Origin of the sequence: Micromonospora sp. L5, assembly GCF_000177655.2 — a bacterium.
GTDB classification, from domain to species: domain Bacteria; phylum Actinomycetota; class Actinomycetes; order Mycobacteriales; family Micromonosporaceae; genus Micromonospora; species Micromonospora aurantiaca.
In genome coordinates this window covers 5,320,509-5,340,396 of record NC_014815.1, presented here as the reverse complement: position 1 = coordinate 5,340,396, position 19,888 = coordinate 5,320,509, and the positions used below count along the sequence as shown (strand labels likewise).

General features: G+C 73.5%; 19 protein-coding genes and 1 riboswitch. Of the genes, 12 read left to right on the top strand and 7 right to left on the bottom strand.

Going from position 1 to position 19,888, the window contains the following annotated elements:
- Positions 1-141: 141 nt before the first annotated feature.
- Positions 142-1,404, top strand: a complete 1,263-nt coding sequence (locus ML5_RS24560) for a sensor histidine kinase (protein ID WP_013476586.1) — start codon at positions 142-144, stop codon at positions 1,402-1,404.
- Positions 1,401-2,069 (top strand): response regulator transcription factor, encoded by a 669-nt coding sequence (locus ML5_RS24555; protein WP_013286609.1) that lies wholly within the window; start codon positions 1,401-1,403, stop codon positions 2,067-2,069. Before ML5_RS24560 ends, ML5_RS24555 begins: the two co-directional genes overlap by 4 nt.
- A 24-nt stretch (positions 2,070-2,093) precedes the next feature.
- Here ML5_RS24555 and ML5_RS24550 read toward each other — a convergent pair whose 3' ends face one another.
- Positions 2,094-2,423: a hypothetical protein gene (locus ML5_RS24550; protein WP_013286610.1), complete on the bottom strand. Its 330-nt coding sequence runs from the start codon at positions 2,421-2,423 to the stop codon at positions 2,094-2,096.
- Positions 2,424-2,558: 135 nt separating this feature from the next.
- On the opposite strand from ML5_RS24550, the gene ML5_RS24545 reads away from it, so the two are divergent.
- The 5 genes from ML5_RS24545 (at position 2,559) to ML5_RS24525 (ending at position 8,185) form a co-directional block, all read left to right on the top strand.
- Positions 2,559-3,290 (top strand): histidine phosphatase family protein, encoded by a 732-nt coding sequence (locus ML5_RS24545; protein WP_013476585.1) that lies wholly within the window; start codon positions 2,559-2,561, stop codon positions 3,288-3,290.
- A complete protein-coding gene (locus ML5_RS24540; protein ID WP_013476584.1) occupies positions 3,274-4,137 on the top strand; it encodes an NAD(P)H-hydrate dehydratase in 864 nt (287 codons plus the stop codon). The genes ML5_RS24545 and ML5_RS24540 overlap by 17 nt, the downstream gene beginning before the upstream one ends.
- A 148-nt stretch (positions 4,138-4,285) precedes the next feature.
- The gene (locus ML5_RS24535) at positions 4,286-5,770 is read left to right on the top strand and encodes a S8 family serine peptidase (RefSeq protein ID WP_013476583.1); all 1,485 of its coding nucleotides are present in this window, start codon (positions 4,286-4,288) and stop codon (positions 5,768-5,770) included.
- Positions 5,771-5,876: 106 nt separating this feature from the next.
- The gene (locus tag ML5_RS24530) at positions 5,877-6,377 is read left to right on the top strand and encodes a hemerythrin domain-containing protein (protein ID WP_013476582.1); all 501 of its coding nucleotides are present in this window, start codon (positions 5,877-5,879) and stop codon (positions 6,375-6,377) included.
- A 263-nt stretch (positions 6,378-6,640) separates the two neighbouring features.
- A riboswitch (ZMP/ZTP riboswitch) is annotated at positions 6,641-6,730 on the top strand.
- Between the two features lie 18 nt (positions 6,731-6,748).
- Positions 6,749-8,185, top strand: a complete 1,437-nt coding sequence (locus ML5_RS24525; RefSeq protein WP_013476581.1) for a glycine hydroxymethyltransferase — start codon at positions 6,749-6,751, stop codon at positions 8,183-8,185.
- Positions 8,186-8,251: 66 nt separating this feature from the next.
- Here ML5_RS24525 and ML5_RS24520 read toward each other — a convergent pair whose 3' ends face one another.
- The 6 genes from ML5_RS24520 to ML5_RS24495 all read right to left on the bottom strand — a co-directional run bounded on the left by ML5_RS24520 (position 8,252) and on the right by ML5_RS24495 (position 14,543).
- The gene (locus tag ML5_RS24520) at positions 8,252-8,503 is read right to left on the bottom strand and encodes a hypothetical protein (protein ID WP_013286617.1); all 252 of its coding nucleotides are present in this window, start codon (positions 8,501-8,503) and stop codon (positions 8,252-8,254) included.
- Positions 8,504-8,530: 27 nt separating this feature from the next.
- The gene (locus tag ML5_RS24515) at positions 8,531-9,874 is read right to left on the bottom strand and encodes a PLP-dependent aminotransferase family protein (RefSeq protein WP_013476580.1); all 1,344 of its coding nucleotides are present in this window, start codon (positions 9,872-9,874) and stop codon (positions 8,531-8,533) included.
- A gap of 1 nt (position 9,875) precedes the next feature.
- Complete coding sequence (locus ML5_RS24510) at positions 9,876-10,979, bottom strand: alpha-hydroxy acid oxidase (protein ID WP_013476579.1); 1,104 nt, start codon at positions 10,977-10,979, stop codon at positions 9,876-9,878.
- The gene (locus ML5_RS24505) at positions 10,972-11,946 is read right to left on the bottom strand and encodes an alpha/beta hydrolase (RefSeq protein WP_013476578.1); all 975 of its coding nucleotides are present in this window, start codon (positions 11,944-11,946) and stop codon (positions 10,972-10,974) included. The genes ML5_RS24510 and ML5_RS24505 overlap by 8 nt, the downstream gene beginning before the upstream one ends.
- The gene (locus ML5_RS24500; protein ID WP_013476577.1) at positions 11,943-13,166 is read right to left on the bottom strand and encodes a cytochrome P450; all 1,224 of its coding nucleotides are present in this window, start codon (positions 13,164-13,166) and stop codon (positions 11,943-11,945) included. The genes ML5_RS24505 and ML5_RS24500 overlap by 4 nt, the downstream gene beginning before the upstream one ends.
- A gap of 66 nt (positions 13,167-13,232) precedes the next feature.
- Positions 13,233-14,543, bottom strand: a complete 1,311-nt coding sequence (locus tag ML5_RS24495; protein ID WP_013286622.1) for an SGNH/GDSL hydrolase family protein — start codon at positions 14,541-14,543, stop codon at positions 13,233-13,235.
- A gap of 285 nt (positions 14,544-14,828) precedes the next feature.
- Between ML5_RS24495 and ML5_RS24490 the strand changes: the two genes are divergently transcribed.
- From ML5_RS24490 to ML5_RS24470, 5 genes are read left to right on the top strand one after another with little or no spacing between them, the layout of a single operon-like run.
- Positions 14,829-16,391, top strand: coding sequence for a class I adenylate-forming enzyme family protein (locus ML5_RS24490; RefSeq protein WP_013476576.1), 1,563 nt, complete (start codon positions 14,829-14,831; stop codon positions 16,389-16,391).
- Positions 16,388-17,608: an MFS transporter gene (locus ML5_RS24485; protein WP_013286624.1), complete on the top strand. Its 1,221-nt coding sequence runs from the start codon at positions 16,388-16,390 to the stop codon at positions 17,606-17,608. Before ML5_RS24490 ends, ML5_RS24485 begins: the two co-directional genes overlap by 4 nt.
- A gap of 50 nt (positions 17,609-17,658) precedes the next feature.
- Positions 17,659-18,051: an MmcQ/YjbR family DNA-binding protein gene (locus ML5_RS24480; protein WP_013286625.1), complete on the top strand. Its 393-nt coding sequence runs from the start codon at positions 17,659-17,661 to the stop codon at positions 18,049-18,051.
- On the top strand, positions 18,048-18,680 hold the full coding sequence (locus ML5_RS24475) for an HAD family hydrolase (protein WP_013476575.1): 633 nt from the start codon (positions 18,048-18,050) through the stop codon (positions 18,678-18,680). The genes ML5_RS24480 and ML5_RS24475 overlap by 4 nt, the downstream gene beginning before the upstream one ends.
- Before the next feature lie 41 nt (positions 18,681-18,721).
- Positions 18,722-19,402, top strand: a complete 681-nt coding sequence (locus ML5_RS24470) for an SGNH/GDSL hydrolase family protein (RefSeq protein ID WP_013476574.1) — start codon at positions 18,722-18,724, stop codon at positions 19,400-19,402.
- Positions 19,403-19,888: the final 486 nt, after the last annotated feature.

The window sequence follows — 19,888 nt, the reverse complement described above, 5'->3', positions numbered from 1 at the left end:
GGGGCGGATCCGAGGCCTGGGCATCGGTCCGGCAACGCACCACCCGTACCGCCAGAGGCGGATCTTCGCCCGGGGTCATCCCTGCGATGTAGTCGCACTGCACACCGTGACCGATGCCCCGGCCGGCGTACGGCGGCGAGAATGTGGCTCGTGAGAGGCATCGTGGCGACGGGACCGCTGCCGAGGCCGGGCTGGCGGGCGCTGCTGCTCGACGCGGCGCTGGCGGGTGCACTCGGGCTGGTGTGCTTCCAGGCCGCCACTGACGACGTCGGCGTGCCGCCCCCGCCGTTGCCGCCGCCACTGCCGCTGCCCCCGTTGGCGGTCCCGCCGGAGATGCAGCCCGCGCAGCCCGGGTCCACGCTCGGGGCACTGCTGCTGGTCTTCGTCATGTGCGCACCGCTGGTGCTGCGCCGCCGGTATCCGCTCGCGGTGCTCTGGGCGACGATGGCCGCCGCGTCACTGGTGCTGGTGACCGACGGGGAACGGCAGCCGGCCCTGTACCCGTGCGTGGTGCTGACCTGCCTCGTCGCCGTCTACAGCGCGGCGGCGCACAGCCCGTACCGGCTGCCGGCGCTGGTGTCCGTCCCGGCGGTGGCGCTGCTCGCCCTGGGCCTCCGGGAGCTGATGCCGGTCACGGTGTCCGCGGGCTACCTGCCGTTCGTCGTGCTGGCCCCGCTGGTGGCCGCCGCGGGCGGCCACCACGTGTGGCGGCGACGGGCGGGTGAGGACCGGCGGCGGCTCACCGCCGAGGCCCGCGCCCACGAGCAGGCGCTGCGCGACGCGGTCGCCGGTGAACGGGCCCGCATCGCCCGGGAACTGCACGACGTCGTGACGCATCACGTCAGCGTGATGGTCATCCAGGCCGGTGCCGCCCGGACGGTGCTCGCCGCCGCACCGGATCAGGCACGGGAGGCGCTGCTCGCCGTCGAGTCGACCGGCCGGTCCGCGCTCACCGAGCTGCGGCACGTCATGGGCCTGCTGGCCGAGTCCGAACCGGACGACCCGGAGGACCCGCAGCCCGGGATCGAGGGCCTGCCCGAGCTGATCGAACGCATGCGGGACGCCGGCGTGCCGGTACGGCTGACCATCTCCGGCGAGCGCCGGCCGGTCACCTCCGGTGTCGGGCTGACGGCGTACCGGGTGGTGCAGGAGGCGTTGACGAACATGGTCCGGCACGCGCCCGGCGCCGCCGGCACCGTCGTCGTCGAGTACTCGCCGGAGACCCTGCGGATCGAGGTCGGCAACACCGAGCCCGGCGTACCGGCCGCCACCGGGGTGTCGGGCGGGCGCGGCCTGATCGGGCTGCGGGAGCGCCTCGCCGTCTACGGTGGGACGCTGCGCGCCGGCGCCCGGCCGGGCGCCGGTTACCACGTCGAGGCCGTGATCCCGTGGGAGGCGACATGACGGTACGAGTGGTGGTCGCCGACGACCAGGCACTGGTCCGTACCGGGTTCCGCATGATCCTCACGGCCGGTGGGGTGGACGTGGTGGCCGAGGCGGCGACGGGCGCGGAGGCGGTGGACGCGGTCCGCCGCACCAGGCCCGACGTGGTGCTCATGGACGTGCGCATGCCCGAGCTCGACGGCCTCGAGGCCACCCGCCGCATCCTCACCGGGGCCGTCGCGGCGCCCCGGATCATCATCCTCACCACGTTCGACCTGGACCAGTACGTCTACGCCGCGCTCGCCGCCGGGGCGAGCGGCTTCCTGCTCAAGGACGTGACGCCGGAACATCTGGTGGCGGCCGTACGCATGGTCCAGGACGGTGACGCGCTGCTCGCACCCGCCATCACCCGCCGGCTGGTGCGGCGCTTCGCCCGCCGCGACCCGCAGACGGCGACTGTGCACCGCGACCTGGCCACGCTGACCCGGCGCGAGACGGAGGTCCTGCGCCTGCTGGCCGGCGGCCTGAGCAACGCCGAACTCGCGGAGGCGCTGCACCTGTCCGAGGCGACTGTGAAGACCCACGTCGCCCGGATCCTCGCCAAACTCCGTCTGCGCGACCGGGTCCAGGCGGTGGTGGTCGCCTACGAGACGGGCCTCGTGAGTCCCGGTTCGCCGGAGGACTGACCGATCCGGCGGCGGCCGTCAGTCTCAGGTGATCAGCAGCGCGCCGACGACGATCAGCGGCACCGAGACGAACAGGAAGATGCCGACGCCGGTGAGCACCCGCCCGCCGCCGCCGTCCTCCCGCTCGGGCGCCAGGCCGAACGTGGAGCGGGCCGGCAGCATGCCGATGCGGCTCAGCGTGAGGTCGCCGGTCATCCCGATCACGGCGCCGACGATCATGAACGCCACCCCCAGCCGGTGCGTGAAGTCCCCGCCGCCGACCGCTACCCAGATGCCGACCGCCGCCGCGATCACCACCGTGGCGATCAGGAAGAGCACCAGCGCCTCCCGCAGACCCCGCACCACAGTCGCCATGTGCGCCTCCCTCGGACCCGGACCGTCCGTCCCGCGTCGTGGGACATTGTGCCGGGTCGATGCACTGCGGCGCAGTCCCGCGCCGGGCCGGTCCGGCACGGTTATCCCCGGTCGAGCCCGGGTACCGGGAGCCGCATGGCGGAGTTGGGATCGCTCTGGATCGTGCGGCACGGCGAGAGCACGGCGAACGTGGCGGCCACGGCGGCCGAGACGTCCGGCGCCGAGCTGATCGACCTCAGCCACCGGGACGCGGACGTGCCGCTGTCACAGACCGGCGAGGAGCAGGCGCGGGCGACCGCCCGCTGGCTGGCCGGGCTGCCGGAGTCGAGGCGGCCGGACGTGGCTGTGGTGTCGCCGTACCTGCGTGCGGTGCGCACGTCCGAGCTGGCGCTCGACGGCACCGGGATCCCGGCGAGCGTCGACGAGCGGCTGCGCGACCGGGAGCTGGGCATCCTCGACGGGCTCACCGGCCACGGCGTGACCCGGCGCTACCCGGAGGAGGCGCAGCGGCGTACCCGGCTCGGCAAGTTCTACTACCGGCCGCCCGGCGGCGAGTCCTGGACCGACGTGGCGCTGCGGCTGCGGGCGCTGCTCGGCGACCTGCGCCGCGACCACGAGGGGGGCCGGGTGCTGCTGTTCGGCCACGACGCGCTGGTCTTCCTGCTGCGCTACCTGGTGGAAGGGCTCACCGAGGCGGAGCTGATGGCGCTGACCCGCGAGCACGTGATCGCCAACTGCTCGGTCACCGCCTGGCACGCCGACGACGCCGGCCGGCTCGTGCCGGAGGTGTTCAACGACGTCGCCCACCTGCACCTGCAGGGGGCGAAGCCCACCAGGGAGGACGAGGTCAATGCCGAGCCGGTCTGACGTGATCACCCCCGCGCTGCTGCGGGACTGGGCGCTGCCGGTGCCCACCGGCGGCAAGGAGGCGCGCGGCACCGTGCTGGTGGTCGGCGGCTCCCGGTTCACACCCGGCGCGGTGCTGCTGGCCGGGGTGGCAGCGCTGCGGGCCGGCGCCGGCGTGCTCCAGCTCGCCGCAGCCGAGTCGACTGCGGCGTCGCTGAGCATCCAGGTGCCGGAGGCGCTCGTGATCGGCCTGCCGGAGACCGGCGACGGCGCGGTACGCGGCGACCCGGGCGACCTGCTCCGCGGCCTGGTCGCCGAGGCCGACGTGGTGGCGGTCGGGCCCGGTCTCACGGACATCGAGGCCACCGGGGAACTGCTGCGCCTGGTCCTGGACGCGGCCGGCCGGGAGACCGCGCTGGTGCTCGACGCGTACGCGCTCGGCGCGCTCAGCCACGCGCCGGAGCTGCTGGCCGGGGCCGGCCGCAAGGCGGTGCTCACTCCCAACCTGACCGAGGCGCGGCACCTGCTGGGACGCGATCCGGGCGACGACCTGGACGCCGAAGCGGTGGAACTGGCCGGCCGGTACGACGCGGTCGTCTCGCTGTACGGGCACATCGCGACGCCGGACGGCCGGGCCTGGCGGGAGGAGAGCGGGGACGCCGGACTGGGCACCTCGGGCAGCGGCGACGTGCGGGCCGGGCTGCTCGCGGGCCTGCTCTCCCGGGGTGCCGGCCCGGCGCAGGCGGCCTGCTGGGCGGCGTTCGCGCACGCGGTGAGCGGGCAGCGGCTGGTCCCCCGGTACGGGCGGATCGGCTTCCTCGCCCGGGAACTGCTGGACGAGATCCCCTACACGATCGCCACCGTCTGACGATCCACGTCACCGGGATCCCGGCATGTGTAACACGCCGGGAGGCGGTGGCGCTGGTCCGGGCGAGGCCGGTACTTCGCCGTGCCTCCGCCCGGACCGCAGCCCGCTCAGGGGTGCGGTCCACCCGCACGAACCCCTGGGAGTCTGTGTGAACAACCTCCGTCGCAAGACACTCGCCGCGGCGTCGGCAGTGACGCTCGGCGCCGGGCTCGCCCTCGTCGGCGGCACGGCACCGGCCGCGGCCGTCGGACCGGAAACCTCGTACATCGTGCTCGCCCCGCAGGGCAACAGCACCGCCAAGGCCGCCGCCCGCGTGGCGGCCGCCGACGGCACCGTGGTGGCCGCGTACGACAAGATCGGTGTGCTGGTCGTGCGCTCGTCCGCCCCGGACTTCGCCACCCGGGTGGCGGGCGCCGGCGTCGAGTCGGTCGCCTCCACCGCCGGCCTGGGCACCGCCCTGGACGAGGGCGAGACGGTCGAGGTGCCGGCCGCCGCCGTCGCCGCGGCCACCGGCGACCCGACCGCCGAGCCGCTCTACAACCTGCAGTGGGACATGCCCCAGATCCGCGTCCCGCAGGCGCACGCCGTGACCGGCGGCAGCCCGTCGGTCGTGGTGGGTGTGCTGGACAGCGGCATCTCCAGCAGCCACCCGGACCTGGCGACCCAGATCGCCAGGGACAAGAGCGCCTCCTGTGTGGGCGGCGTCCCGAACACCGCCGAGGCCGCGTGGAACCCCACCACGAGCGACCACGGCACCCACGTGGCGGGCACCATCGCCGCCGCGGTCAACGGCGTCGGTGTCACCGGTGTCGCCCCGGGCGTGAAGGTCGCCGCCGTCAAGGTGGTCAACGACGACGGCTACATCTTCCCGGAGGCCGCGGTCTGCGGGTTCATGTGGGCCGCCGAGCACGGCTTCCAGCTCACCAACAACAGCTACTACATCGACCCGTGGGAGCTGAACTGCCGCAACGACGCGCGTCAGCGCCCGGTGTGGAAGGCCGTGCAGCGGGCCCTGCGCTACTCGCAGTCCCAGGGTGTGCTGCACGTCGCGTCGGCAGGTAACTCGAACTACGACCTGGCCCACAAGATCACCGACGCCGGCAGCCCGAACAACGGCACCCCGGAGGAGCGCGAGAACCTCACCAACGCCTGCCTCGACCTGCCGGCCGAGGCGCCGGGCGTGGTGACCGTCGCGGCCGTCGGCCCGACCGGGGAGAAGAGCTACTACTCCTCGTACGGCCAGGGCGTGATCGACGTGACCGCGCCGGGTGGCGACACCCGGTTCCGGACGCAGGGCGCCCGCTCGACGTCCGCCGACGGCATCCTGTCCACCACCTTCAACACCGCCACCCGCACCAACGGGTGGGGCTACAAGCAGGGCACCTCGATGTCCGGCCCGCACGCCACCGGCGTCGCGGCGCTGGCGCTGTCCGCGCACCCGGGCATGAGCCCGGGCCAGCTGGCCTCGTTCCTGGAGCGCACGGCGGTGGCGAAGTCCTGCCCGTCGGGCGTCTACAACCCGGTGCCGCTGATCCCGGCGGGCCCGAACGCGTACGACGCGACCTGCTCCGGCGGGAACCGCAACGGGTTCTACGGCGCCGGCGTCGTGGACGCGTACAACGCGGTGAAGTAACAGGTATCCGCGTGGACCGGGCCCGGCGATCACGCCGGGCCCGGTCTGTTTGTCCTGGTGGGGCACCGGGTAGGGGGGCACCGTCAGCCGACTTAGGAGGTAACCGGTGTCCACCGATGCGATCGTCCTGCTCAAGGAGGACCACAAGGAGATCCGCCGCCTGTTCAAGGCCTTCCAGGAGGCCGAGGAGGGACCGGCGAGCAAGCGCGGGAAGATCGTCGGGCAGATCCTCGAAGCCCTCACGGTGCACACCTACCTGGAGAACGAGGTGATGTACCCGGAGGTCCGCAAGCTGGTGCCCGACGTCGAGGACGACGTGCTGGAGTCGTACGAGGAGCACCACGTCGCGGACGTGCTCTGCGTCGAGCTGTTCACGATGGACGCCGGCGACGAGCGCTTCAACGCCAAGACGACGGTGCTGATCGAGAACGTGCTGCACCACATCGAGGAGGAGGAGCAGGAGTGGTTCCCGAAGGTCCGCGAGGCGCTCGGCCGTAACCGGCTCCAGGAGATCGGCCAGCGGATGCTCGACCTGCGGCCGAAGGCGCCCAAGACGCCGACCGCCCCGAAGGCGCTGAAGAAGTCGCTCGACGCCGTGGTCGCCTGACACCGGCACCGCCTTCAGCCGGTCCGGGATGATCTTGCCGGCTGCCACCTGGATCTTGTTGACCAGCGAGCCGGCGGCGACCTTGTGCTCCCCCCTTCGTCAGCGCCTCGAACGCGTCCTCGGCCACCGTGGGTGGGTCGTCCGTGGGCCCCTGGCCGACCCGGGTGCCGGTCATGCCGGCCCGGTCGAAGAACTCCGTGTCGGCCGGGCCTCCCCGGGAGGGGCGGCCCAACCCCGCAGGTCCCGGCCGGGCCGGTAGGATCGGCACAGGCCGTGACTGGCGCGTGGAGATGGAGCACCATCGGGGAGCGGCCTCGTCATGAGGACGCATGCCGAGCGCCTGGGCCTTCCGCACGTCACCTGGAGGTCGCATGTCGCGCAACGCCGAGTCCACCGCCTTCCGCAGCGCGCTGGAGGTCGTCCGCGGCGTCGAGCCGCGCGTGGCCGACGCCATCGCCGCGGAACTGGCCGACCAGCGCGAGTCGCTCAAGCTCATCGCCAGCGAGAACTACGCGTCCCCGGCGACGCTGCTGGCGATGGGCAACTGGTTCAGCGACAAGTACGCCGAGGGCACGGTCGGGCGCCGGTTCTACGCCGGCTGCCAGAACGTCGACACCGTCGAGGCGCTCGCCGCCGAGCACGCCCGCGAGCTGTTCGGCGCGTCCCACGCGTACGTGCAGCCGCACTCGGGCATCGACGCCAACCTGGTCGCGTTCTGGGCGATCCTCGCCGACCGGGTCGAGTCCCCCGCGCTGCGCAAGGCGCAGGCGCGGCAGGTCAACGACCTCACCGAGGCCGACTGGTTCGCGCTGCGCCGCGAGCTGGGCAACCAGCGGATGCTGGGCATGTCGCTGGACGCCGGCGGGCACCTCACCCACGGCTTCCGGCCGAACATCTCCGGCAAGATGTTCGACCAGCGCAGCTACGGCACCGACCCGGCCACCGGCCTGATCGACTACGACCGGGTGGCCGAGGCGGCCCGCGAGTTCAAGCCGCTGATCCTGGTCGCCGGTTACTCCGCGTACCCGCGGAAGGTCAACTTCCGGATCATGCGGGAGATCGCCGACTCGGTCGGCGCCACGTTCATGGTCGACATGGCCCACTTCGCCGGGCTGGTCGCCGGCAAGGTGTTCACCGGCGACTTCGACCCGGTGCCGCACGCGCACATCGTCACCACCACCACGCACAAGTCGCTGCGCGGCCCGCGCGGCGGCATGGTGCTCTGCGGGCCGGAGCTGGCCGACCATGTCGACCGGGGCTGCCCGATGGTGCTCGGCGGGCCGCTGCCGCACGTGATGGCCGCCAAGGCGGTCGCGCTGGCCGAGGCACGCCGCCCCGACTTCGCCGACTACGCCCAGCGGATCGTGGACAACGCGCAGGCGCTGGCCGACGGTCTGCTGCGCCGGGGCGCGACGCTGGTCACCGGCGGCACCGACAACCACCTGGTGCTCATCGACGTGTCCGGGTACGGCCTCACCGGCCGGCAGGCCGAGCAGGCGCTGCTGGACTCGGGCATCGTCACCAACCGCAACTCGGTGCCGCAGGACCCGAACGGCGCCTGGTACACCTCCGGCATCCGCATCGGCACCCCGGCGCTGACCACCCGGGGCCTCGGCGCCGCCGAGATGGACGCCACCGCCGAGCTGATCCACACCGTGCTCAGCCAGACCACGCCCGGCACCGGCCCGGACGGCGCACCGTCGAAGGCGAAGTACGTGCTGGACCCGGCCGTCGCCGAGTCCGTCGGCAAGCAGGCCGCCGACCTGCTCACGCCGTTCCCGCTCTACCCGGCGGTCGACCTGGGCTGAGCGCCCGGCCGACGCGAAGCGGCACCCCGGGAGAAGGAGTCTCCCGGGGTGCCGGCGGTTCAGGGGTCAGCGCAGCGGGCGCTTCAGGTGGTAGCGGTGGACCTCGGTGCTGCCCTGCACGTTGTTCACGTCCTCGGCGGCGGAGACCAGTTCCCAGCCCTCCCGGCCGACCCGGTTGAGGTGCGCGATCGCGGTGTCGCCGTATGCCGTCACGTCGGTGCGTGACCCGTCCGGGCCGTACCACACGAACGAGACGTGGAAATTGCGACCCTGACCCTGATACCGACGAACGAGCAACGCGTACTCCCAGGCAACCATTCGTCCATTATCAACAGAGGAACGGCGTCAGGAAACACGCACTGTGCCGGAACCCTGACACTCCGGCGTCACTCCGGCGGCCATGGTGTCCGTGACCAGCGCGGCGAGCCGGTCCAGACCCAGATCGATCGACTCCGGTGTGACGGCGCTCACCGACAGCCGCAGCGCATCGACCGGCGTGCCCGCGTCGTAGAAGTGCGCCATCGGGGTCCAGAGCACGCCGTACTCACGCGCCGAGCGGTGCAGCAGCGCGTCGTCGACGGCGAACGGCACGCTCACCACCACGAAGAACCCGCCCGCCGGCACGGTCCACGAGACCGGGCCGCCGGCCGGGAAGCGCCGGGCCAGGCCGTCGACCAGGTGGCGCAGGTTGCGGGCGTACGCGGCCCGCTCCCGCACGTTCGCGGCCACCAGCGAGCAGTCGTGCGCCAGCAGCGCGCCGCCGATCATCGCCTGGCTGATCGGTGACGTGTTCACGGTGACCATGCTCTTGATCTTCGCGAGGTGGTCGGCGAACGGCACCACAGCGCCGTCGGCCTCCCCCACCCGCTGGTCGGCGACCACGTAGCCGACCCGGGCGCCGGGCAGCACGGTCTTGGCGAACGAGCCGAGGTAGACCACCCGCCGGGCGGTGTCCAGCGCCTTGAGCGTGGGCCGCCGGTCGGTGCCGTCGGCCGGGAACAGACCGTACGGGTTGTCCTCGATCAGTAGCAGGTCCTCCTCGGCGGCCAGCTCCAGCAGCCGCCGCCGTTGCTCGGTGTCCATGCTGACGCCGGACGGGTTGGCGAAGTCGGGCATCACGTAGCAGCCGCGGGGCCGCAGCCCCTCCGCGCGGGCCCGGCGCACCCCGGCGCGCAGGTCGGCCAGGTCGACGCCGTCCGGCCCGCCGGCCACCGGGCGCACCGGCAAATCGACCAGGCGGGCCGCGCCGGTGAGCCCGACGTACGTGGGCGCCACCGCGAACAGCACGTCGGCCGGGCCGGTCCGCAGCGCGCGCAGCACCAGGAACATCGCCTCCTGGCAGCCGACGGTCACCACGATCGACTCCGGGTCGACGGTGAGCCCCTCGTCCACGGCGAGGTGCCGGGCGATCAGGTGGTGCACGATGCCCTTGGTGCGCCCGTACTGCAGCAGCGTCCGGTCCACGCCGGCCCGGTCCAGCCCGACCTCCTCGGCCAGGTGGCGGCGGAAGCGGTCCAGGTGCGTGTGCAGCAGCGCGGAGTCGAAGAACTCCTCGTACGGCCGCCCGGCCGCCAGCGACACCGCGTCCGGGTAGTGCTGCGCCACCTCGTTGAGGAAGTTCATCGAGTTCAGCGCCGGGTCGCCGACGCTGCCGTGCAGCGCCGAGACGGCCAGGTCGACGGGTTCCACGTCAGCCTCCGATCCGGGTACGCAGCCGCCGGGCCGAGGCCGGGTCGGGGCAGCCGCTGAGGATGAGCGCGTCGCGCAACTCCGCCGCGAGCAGCGCCAGCGCCGCCTCGGCGCCGGCCCGGCCGCCCGCCGCGAGCGCCCAGAGCAGCGGCCGTCCGAGCAGCACGCCGTCCGCGCCGAGCGCCAGCGCGCGCAGCACGTCGACGCCGCCGCGGACGCCGCTGTCCAGCAGCACCGCGCACCGCTGGTCGACCGCCGCGACCGCCTCCGGCAGCACGGCCGCGCTGGCCGGGGCGGCGTCGAGCTGCCGTCCGCCGTGGTTGGAGACCACCACGGCGTCGACGCCGGCGTCCGCCGCGCGGACCGCGTCGCGCGGGTCCAGGATGCCCTTGACGAGCAACGGCACCCGGGTACGCGCGCGCAGCCACTCCAGGTCCGCCCAGCTCAACGCCGGGGCGAAGACCGCGCCGGTGTGCACGGCCACCGCCGAGACGCCGGGTGTGCCCTGATGCGCCAGGTCGTCCCGGCCGCCGGGCAGGTTCGCGGCGGTGACGTGCGGCGGCAACGCGAAGCCGTTGCGGGCGTCGCGTAGGCGCCGCCCGAGCACCGGCACGTCCACGGTCACCATCACCGCCGCGCAACCGGCCCCCTCCGCCCGGTCGAGCAGGTCGGCCACCAGCGCCCGGTCGCGCAGCCAGTAGAGCTGGAACCACACCGTCGCGCCGGTCGCCGCGATCTCTTCGATCGGGGTGCTGGACAGCGTGCTCGCCACGTACGGCACGCCCGCCGCGCGGGCCGCCGCCGCGAGCGCCGGCTCGCCGTCGGGGTGCAGCAGCCGCTGGTACGCCATCGGTGCGACAGCCACCGGCAACGCGGCCCGGCCGCCGGGCAGCGTCGCCTCGGTGGACGGGTCGTCCACCCCGGCCAGCATCCGGGGCAGAACCGCCACCCGGTCCAGTGCGGCCCGGTTCGCGGCAAGGGCGGTCTCCGTGCCGCTGCCGCCGTCGACGAAGTCCCACACGTCGGCCGGCAGGACCGCCCGGGCGAGCGCGGCGAACTCGGCCAGGCTGGCCGGTGGCACGAACCCGTCCGCCGGGTCAGCCATGGTCGGCACCCGTCGCCGCCCGGACGTGCGCCGGGTCGAGCCCGAACGCGCGGCGCAGGAAGGCGGCGGCGCGTTCCTGGGCCAGCCGGCCGGCGTCGAACACGCCGGGCATGGCGAAGAACCCGTGCACCATGCCCGGGTGGTCGTCCGTCTCGGTGGGCACACCGGACTCGCGCAGCCGAGACGCGTACCGCAGGCCCTCGTCACGCAGCGGATCGTGCCCGGCGGTGATCACGAACGCCGGGGGCAGGCCGGACAGGTCCTCGGCGAGCAGCGGCGACGCGAGCGGGTGGGCCGCGTCGCCGGGGTCGGCGAGGTAGTGGCCGCGGTACCAGCCGACCGAGTGCCTGTTGAACAGCATCGGGTCCTCGTCGTCGGCCGGCCGGTGCCCGGGCCGCTGGTCGGTGTTCGGGTAGACGAGCAACTGGGCGGCGAGCCGGGGACCGCCGTCGGCGCGGGCCAGCAGCGTCACCGCGGCGGCCAGGTTCCCGCCCGCGCTGTCCCCGCCGACAGCCAGCCGGTCGGCGTCGACGCGGAACTCGGCGGCGTGCGCGGCGAGGTGCCGCAACGCGGCATGGCAGTCCTCCACCGCCGCCGGGAACGGATGCTCCGGGGCGAGCCGGTAGCCGACGGTCACGGTCTGGGCGCCGGTGAGGTTGACCAGCCGACGGCAGATCCCGTCGGCCGTGTCGACGCTGCCGAGCGTCCAGCCGCCGCCGAAGAAGTAGACGAGCGTGGGCAGCGGTCCGTCGCCGTCCGGCCGGTGGATCCGCACCGGCAGCGGCCCGGCCGGGCCGGGCACCGTCGTGTCGCGTACCTCCGCGACCGGCTCGACCGCGCCGGAGCCGGCGCGGATCGCGGCGAGGTCGGCGGCGCGGGCCTCGGCGAGGGTCTGGGTGTAGAGCGGCACGGTGCCGGCGGCGGCCCTCGCGGCCCGCCACGCGACCACCTGCGGATCGAGTGTCATCCGGCCTCCCCGGTGGTGACGAAGAGTTTGTCGATACCGCGCAGGAACAGGCTCCCGCTGTACGTGTAGGGCTGGGTGACGGCGAGCCGGGGGAAGCGCGCGAACAGGCGCGGCAGCGCCAGCCGGCCCTCCAGCCGGGACACCGCCGAGCCGAGACAGAAGTGCAGCCCGACGCCGAAGGCCAGCGACGGCGGGCCGTCGCGGCGCGGGTCGAAGCGGTCCGGGTCGGGGAACCGGGCCGGGTCACGGTTGGCGGCGGCGATCAGCAGCAGCACGTTGTCGTCGCGGTCGATCGGCACCCCGCCGAGGTCGACGCCTGCGGGCGCGGAGCGGGCCAGGAAGTGCACCGGGCTCTCCATCCGCAGCACCTCCTCCACGCAGCCCCGGGCGAGCGCGTCGTCGCCGGGCAGCGCGGCGGTGACGTCCGGATGGTCCAGCAGCAGCGGAAGGCCGTTGCTGAACATGTAGACGGTGGTGACGAAGCTGGCGTTGAACAGCACGATCAGATTGCTGATCAACTCATCCTCGGTGAGGTCGACGCCGCCCGCGTCGAGCACCTCGGCCAGCCCGCTGATCAGGTCGTGGCCGGGCGTACGGCGCCGGTGGGCGATCAGGTCCCGGTAGAAGACGCGCAACTCCTCGGCGGCCTGGTTGGCCCGGGCCAGCCGCTCCGGCGTCTTGCCGGACACGTCCATGTACTCGTCGATCCAGTCGACCCGCTGCCGGTACCAGGACAGGTCCGCCGCGGGCAGGCCGATGAACTCGGCCATCACCAGCGCCGGGACCGGGTACGCGAAGTCGGCCACGAAGTCCACCTCGTGGCCGTCCGCGCCCACCTCGGCCATGTGATCCAGGCGTTCGGCGACGATCCGCTCGATCACCGGCTCCAGCGCGCCGAGGCGGCGCGGGGTGAACGTCCTGGCGAACACCGCGCGCATCCGGGTGTGGTCCGGCGGGTTGACGAACATCATCGACGTGAGGAACGTACGCAGGATCTCCTGCTCCTCCCAGCCGGGCGGGAAGCCCTTGTACCAGCCGGGATCACGCAGGATCTGGTCCACCACGTCGTACCCGCCGGCCACCGCGCTCACGGTGCTGTGCTCGGCCCGGGCCGGAACGGCGTTGATCGGCCCGTGCGCGTGCAGGGCCGCGTAGAAGGGATACGGGTTCTGCCGGCCCTGCTCGCTGTAGAGGCCGGTCAGGATCTCGCTGACGTCCACTGTCTCTTCCTCCCCAGGAAACGGCGGCGGGGGCGGCGTCGTGTCGACCGCCGCCCCCGCCCGGTGTCACAGTCCGAGCAGCTTCAGTGGTACGGCGTTCGCCATCACCGCGGCGCCCGTGTCGTTCGGGTGGATGTGGTCACCCGAGTCGTACGCCGGCAGCAGCCGGCTCGGCTGGGCCGGATCCCGCATCACCGCGTCGAAGTCGACGACGCCGTCGAACTCGGCGCGGCCGGGCCCGCGCAGCCAGGTGTTGACGGCCTGCCGGGTGGCGTCCTTCTCCGGGGTCCACACGCCCGGCCCGCCATTGCCCTCGTACGGCATGAGCGTGCCGGCGATGCTGGTCAGGCCGCGCGCCTTGACCTGCTGGTTGAGCTGGCGCAGCGTGGCGATGATCGCCTCCGGGCTGTCGCCGTTCATCCAGATGTCGTTGATGCCCAGGTGGGTGATGACGGTCCGCACCCCGGTCTGCGGGAACACGTCCTCGTTGAGCCGGGCCAGCGCGTTCGGGCCCAGCTCGTAGTAGCCGGGGAAACCGCCCGCGCCGGGCTCGGTGCCCTCGTGGTTGAGCCGGTTGCCGGCCAGGCTGAGGTTGAGCACACCCGGGGTACGCGGCTCCGGGCGGGCGTCGATCAGCCGCTTGGCCAGGAAGTCCGGCCAGCGGCGGTCGGCGTTGACGGTGCTGCCGTTGCCGTCGCTGATGGAGTCACCCAGCACCACCACGGAGCCGGGCGTGGCCTTGCGCTCCACGTCGATGCCGGACAGGAACATCCAGCAGCAGTTGGGCCGGATGGTGAAGCCGGTGCCGTCGGCCGCCGAGGTGAGGTCGGTGGCGCCGATGAAGTTGGTGACCTTGGACTGACCGTGGAACGTGACCGGCCCGGTGAGCACCGGGAAGTACAGGGTGACCACCAGGTCCTCCTGCTCGGTCACCGGGAAGTTGACCGGGTCGCTGAGCAGTTCGGCGCCCTTGTTGATGGTCGCCGTGCCGGCGCCGGAGAACGTCAGCTGCCGGATGCTGGCCGGGACGATGTCGGACAGGTCATCGGGGGTGGCGGTGTTCGGCCGGGCGATGGTGGCGCTGCCGACCTGGACGGCCTGCTGGCCGTAGAGGTTGGTCAGCCGCACCCGCAGGCGCGGCCCGCCCACCGAGGTCTGCACTGTCATCCGAATGCTCTGGTTGTTCAGGCCGGTCTCGGTCAGGCCCACGGTGTTCCCGCGGGTCACCGCCGCGGCCCAGGTTCCGGCCCACTCGGCGCGCCCGTGCCCGGCGCGGTCGTTCCCGGTCGGGCCGGCGCTCGCGGTGACCGCCGGGGTGGCGGCGATCAGCAGCGTTACGGCGGAAGCTATGACGTGCCATCTCTTCGGGGTCGGCATCGATCCTCCATGGTCGGCAGCCCCGGGCGTGACGCGGTCGGCGGCACCGGCCCGGGCGATGGACCGGAAACTAGCTTCCGGCCGTGACGAGCGTCAATCAACCTGATCGACATGATCAAATGCCCGGGGGGCGTGACGCAGCGACGATCGGCTCTGTCCGGCGTGGACCGCGGCTGCCTAGGCTCGGGGCTGGCGGCGGTGCGGTCGCCGACCCTGGCACCTGCCGTCATGTCCCGGCCCTGACCTGGCCGGACGCCGCTCGCGGACCATGATGGGGGCTGCCCGATGACCGACCGGCCGAACTATGTGCACGAGGCGCTGGAGCTGTTCGCCGGGTTCGGCGACCGGGAGGCGCTCGTCGGCGGCGGACGCCGCCTCACCTACCCCCAGGTCGCCGCCGAGGTGCGCGGCCTGGCCGCCGCGTTGCGCCACCACGGGGTACGCCCCGGCGCGGCGGTGCTGGTGATGCTCGGCAACACGGTCGAGGGTCCACTGCTGCAACTGGCCCTGCACCTGCTGGGCTGCCGGAGCATGTGGGTGGCCCCGGTGACCTCGCGGCGGGAGGTCGACGAGTTCGTCGCGCTGTCCGCGCCGGAGGCGTTCGTCCACGACCCGCGTGACGCGCAGGCCGTGGAGGTCGCGGCGGGCCTGTCCGGCGTACCGGTGCTCTGCCTCGGACCCGGCGGCGCCGGACCGGACCTGACCGCCGGGGCCGCCGGGCCGGCCGCGGAGCTGCCCGCCGAGGTACCGGCGCCGGAGTCGATCCTGCAGACCAGCGGCACCACCGGCACGCCGAAGCTGGTGCACCACCGGGAGAGCTTCTACCGGCAGGTGCTCGCACTGGCCGCCGACTTCCGGGGCGCCGGGTTCCCGCTGCTGCGGCACCTGTCGCACTCCCCGATGTGGCTGGCCAGCGGCCAGATCACCACGTTGATCAACCTGTTCACCGGCGGGGTGCTGTTCCTGCGCGAACAATGGGACCCGGCCGCGTTCGTCGCCACAGTGGACGCCGAACGGCTGACCTCCACGTTCGTCACCCCGCCGATGCTCTACGAGGTGCTCGACCACCCCGACCTGCCGGGCGCCGACTTCTCCGCGATGTTCATGTTCAACGTGGGCGCCGGGCCCGCCGCGCCGGCCCGGCTGCGCCAGGCCATCGCCCGCTTCGGCCCGTGCCTGCGCATCGTGTACGGGCTCAGCGAGGCGGTGGTCATCTGCGCGCTGCCGGGGCTCACCGAGGACCCGGAGCACCCGGAGCGGCTGCGTTCCTGCGGCCGCCCGTACGGCGACGTGTCGGTGGAGATCCGCGACGCGGGCGGGCGGGTGCTGCCGGCCGGCGAGGACGGCGAGGTGTGGGTGCGCACCAAGCTGAGCTTCGCCGGCTACCACGGTCAGCCGGAGCTGACCGCCGAGACGCTCGTCGACGGCTGGGTCCGCACCCGCGACATCGGGCACCTCGACGCCGACGGCTACCTCTACCTGGTCGACCGGTTACAGGACCGGATCCTCACCCGGCAGCGCAGCTGGCCGATCTACTCCCGCCCGATCGAGGACGTGCTCGCCGGCCACCCCGAGGTACGCGCCGCCGCCGTGATCGGCGTACCGGACCCGGTGGCCGGGGAGCTGCCGCACGCGTACGTGGTGCCCGCGCCGGGCGCGTCGGTGACCGGCGAGGAGCTGATCGCGCTCGTGGTCCGGGAGCTGAGCGAGACGTGGGCGCCCGGCGCCGTCGAGTTCGTCGACGCGCTGCCGCTGAACCGGTCCGCGAAGGTGGACAAGCGCGCGTTGCGGGCCCGGTACGCGGCGGCCCACCCGGCCGGCGCCGACCCGATCGGCAGTCCAGCGTGAACCCGCGCCGGGAGTTGTACACCCTGGTCGGCGCCGACCTGCTGTCCAACCTCGGCACCCGGATCTCGGTGGTCGCCATCCCCTGGCTCGTGCTGGAGACCACCGGCAGCCCCACCAAGATGGGGCTCGTCGCGGCGGCGGAGACGCTTCCGTACATGCTCTCCAGCGCGCTCGCGACCCCGTGGGCGGACCGGTTCGGGGTACGCCGCACCTCGGTGTTCGTGGACGCCGCGAGCGCCGTCGCGATGGCCGTGGTGGCGCTGGCGCCCTGGCTCGGCTTCGGAACGCTGCTGGTGCTGGTGGCGATCGCCGGCGGGCTGCGCGGCATCGGCGACCGGGTCAAGCACGTGCTGTTCAAACCCGCGGCCGAGCGAGCCGGGGTGCCGCTGATCCGGCTCACCAGCGCCTACGACGGCCTGGCCCGGGGCATGACCTTGTTCGGCGCGGTGCTGGGCGGGCTGCTCATCGACTGGGTCGGGCTGACCCGGGCCATCTGGATCGACGCGGCCACGTTCGCGGTCTGCGCGCTGCTGATCGGCGTGCTGGTCCGGCCACCGGCACCGGCGCAGCCGGCGCCCCGGGAGCCCTACCTGCGGGCACTGCGCGGCGGCTTCGCGTACCTGCGCACCGACCGGACGCTGATGACCATGCTGATCGTGGTCTCGGTGTCGAACATGTTCGCCAACGCCAGCGTCGCGGTCTGGATCCCGCTCTGGGTCAACCAGGTGCTCGGCGACCCGGCCGGATTCGGTCTGCTGCTGGGCGTCTTCTCGGCCGGCGCGCTGCTGGGCAACCTGCTGTTCACGATGTTCGGCACCCGGCTGCCGGCCGGGACCACGTTCGCGCTCGGGCTGACGCTCAGCGGCGCGCCCCGGCTGCTCGCGCTGGCGCTCAGCGACGACCTGGTCGTGGTGCTCGTGGTGACGTTTCTGTCCGGCATCGGCATCGCGGCGGTGAACCCGCTGCTCGGCGCCGCGCTCTACCAGCGGGTGCCGGGCGAGCTGCAGACCCGGGTGCTGGGCATCTCCGGATCGGTGGCGTTCCTCGGCCTGCCCGTCGGCGCGCTGCTCGGCGGCTGGTCGGTGGCGCTGCTCGACCTGACCCCGGCGCTGCTGGTGATGTCGGTGGTCTGCCTGGTGCTGACCGTGGGGCCACTGCTGCTGAGCCGCGCGTCCCGGCGCCCGGCCGCGGAACCTGCCGCGCCCACGCCGGTCTGAGCCGGCCGGTCCGGGCCGCGGTGTCGGGGGTCGGCGGTAGGGTCGGGTCCATGGCGACCTGGGAAGACGTGCGGCGCATCGCGCTGGGCCTGCCCGAGACCACCGAACGACCCACGTACGACGAGGCGCCCGCCTGGCGGGTCCGCGACAAGTCGTTCGTCTGGGAGCGGCCGCTGCGGCGCGGCGAACTCGATGCGCTCGGCGACGCCGCGCCGGACGGCCCGATTCTCGGCGCGCGGGTGCCCGACCTGGGCGCCAAGGAGGCGCTGATCGCCGACGACCCGGCTGTCTACTTCACCACGCCGCACTTCGACGGATACCCGGCGGTGCTGGTCCGGCTCGACCGGATCGGCGTGGACGAGCTGACCGAGCTGGTCACCGAGGCGTGGTACGCGCGGGCCCCGAAGCGGCTCGCCACGGCGCACCGGGCGGAGAACGCGTGACCGGCCCGGTGGACGCGATCGTGTTCGACATGGACGGCACGCTCGTCGAGTCGCACGCGGTGGTGCCCGCGGCGTACCGGGCGGCGGTGCGGGCCGGAGGCGGGCCGTCGTACACCGACGCCGAGGTCATCGCCGGCTACTCGATCGGCTCCCCGGCGGACCTGCTGGCGCACCTGCTGCGGCGGCCCGCCTCCGGCGAGGACCTGGACCGCTATCACACCGAGCTGGATGCGCTCGCCGGCCGGGTACGCGTCTACCCCGGCGTCGCCGACGCGCTCGCCGAGATCGCCGCCCGGGTGCCGGTCGGCGTGTTCACCGGCGCGAGCCACCGGGCCGCCGAGATCCTGCTCGACCGGGCGAGCCTGCTCGGTCACTTCCAGGTCGTCCTCGGCGGGGACCAGGTCGACCGCCCCAAACCGGCGCCCGACGGCGTGGAGGCGGCCTGCCGTCGGCTCGGCGTGCCACCCGGCCGCGCCGCGTACGTGGGTGACTCACCACTGGACGTACGCGCCGCCCGGCGCAGCGGCGCGGTCGCGGTCGCCGCCGCGTGGGGTCACCAGTACGACCCCGACGAGCCCGCCGACCTCAGCCTGAGCCGGCCCGGGGAGCTGCTGGCCCTGCTGGGCTGAGCCTCTTTCCCGGCGTGGGACGCTCGGCTAGCCTGCCGGGCATGCCATCGACGTTGACCGAGGCGACCGACCCGTGGTGCCTGCGTCCGGGAGAGGCCGCCGACCTGCTGCGCGGGCACCCGTGGCGGCGGTTCGTGGTGCTGGGTGACAGCGTCGCGGAAGGACTGTGCGAACCCGCCGACGGCTACCCCGACCTCCAGTGGGCCGACCGGATCGCCGCCGAGCTGCGCGCGATCCGGCCGGAGCTGGCCTACCTGAACCTAGGCCGGCGCGGACTGCGCGCGCACGAGGTCCGGGCCACCCAACTGGCCGGCGCGCTGGCCTTCGAGCCGGACCTGGCCCTGGTGGTGTGCGGCGGCAACGACGCGTTCCGGTCCGCCTACGACCCGGACGCTGTCGACGCCGAGCTGACCGCCATGATCACCGCGCTACGGGAGGCGGGCGCGGACGTCATCACCGTGGGCATGTTCGACGTGTCGCACAGCCCGGCGGTGCCGGACGCGCTGCGCGCGGGCCTGGGCGAGCGGATGCGCCGGCTGTCCCGGCACACCCGGGCCGTGGCCGAGTGCCTGGGCACACTGCACGTTCACCTGACCGACCACCCGCTGGTGGCCGACCCGTCGCTGTACAGCAGCGACGGCCGCCACGGCAGCGCCCGCAGCGACGCGGTAGCCGCCGCCGAAACCCTGAAGGTCCTCTCCACCCACCTCCCCCACCCCTGACCCACCCTCCCCCGGCTCCCCGCCCCGCCCCGCCCCGCCCCGCCCCGCCCCGCCCCGCCCCGACGATCATGAAGTTGACCGCACTCTGCGTCCGTTTTGTCGCCGCTAACTTCATGATCAGCGGGATCAGAGGGCCGAGGGCCGACCTGCGGGCCGGATCCACCTTGTTGACCAAGGAGTTTGGGTCGCTGACACCTCCCCGTGAGGACCCAAACTCCTTGATCAACGCGCCGGGGCGGACCGGAGAGGCGGAAGACGAGACGAAGAGGCCGGACGGGCGGCCGACCCCGACCCGGCCCAACCCAATCCGCCGATCATGAAGTTGGCGGCGCTGAGCGTCCGATTTGTTCCCGTCAACTTCATGATCAGCGGGGTCAGGGGGCGAGGGTCAAGCGCCGACCCCGGATCCACCTTGTTGACCAAGGAGTTTGGGTCGCTGACACGCCCCCGTGAGGACCCAAACTCCTTGATCAACGCTGGGAGTGA

Coding starts and splice junctions, on each gene's coding strand:
- ML5_RS24560 (WP_013476586.1), top strand. CDS start 142: ATGTGGCTCGTGAGAGGCATCGTGGCGACGGGACCGCTGCCGAGGCCG.
- ML5_RS24555 (WP_013286609.1), top strand. CDS start 1,401: ATGACGGTACGAGTGGTGGTCGCCGACGACCAGGCACTGGTCCGTACC.
- ML5_RS24550 (WP_013286610.1), bottom strand. CDS start 2,423: ATGGCGACTGTGGTGCGGGGTCTGCGGGAGGCGCTGGTGCTCTTCCTG.
- ML5_RS24545 (WP_013476585.1), top strand. CDS start 2,559: ATGGCGGAGTTGGGATCGCTCTGGATCGTGCGGCACGGCGAGAGCACG.
- ML5_RS24540 (WP_013476584.1), top strand. CDS start 3,274: ATGCCGAGCCGGTCTGACGTGATCACCCCCGCGCTGCTGCGGGACTGG.
- ML5_RS24525 (WP_013476581.1), top strand. CDS start 6,749: ATGTCGCGCAACGCCGAGTCCACCGCCTTCCGCAGCGCGCTGGAGGTC.
- ML5_RS24520 (WP_013286617.1), bottom strand. CDS start 8,503: ATGGTTGCCTGGGAGTACGCGTTGCTCGTTCGTCGGTATCAGGGTCAG.
- ML5_RS24510 (WP_013476579.1), bottom strand. CDS start 10,979: ATGGCTGACCCGGCGGACGGGTTCGTGCCACCGGCCAGCCTGGCCGAG.
- ML5_RS24505 (WP_013476578.1), bottom strand. CDS start 11,946: ATGACACTCGATCCGCAGGTGGTCGCGTGGCGGGCCGCGAGGGCCGCC.
- ML5_RS24495 (WP_013286622.1), bottom strand. CDS start 14,543: ATGCCGACCCCGAAGAGATGGCACGTCATAGCTTCCGCCGTAACGCTG.
- ML5_RS24490 (WP_013476576.1), top strand. CDS start 14,829: ATGACCGACCGGCCGAACTATGTGCACGAGGCGCTGGAGCTGTTCGCC.
- ML5_RS24480 (WP_013286625.1), top strand. CDS start 17,659: ATGGCGACCTGGGAAGACGTGCGGCGCATCGCGCTGGGCCTGCCCGAG.
- ML5_RS24470 (WP_013476574.1), top strand. CDS start 18,722: ATGCCATCGACGTTGACCGAGGCGACCGACCCGTGGTGCCTGCGTCCG.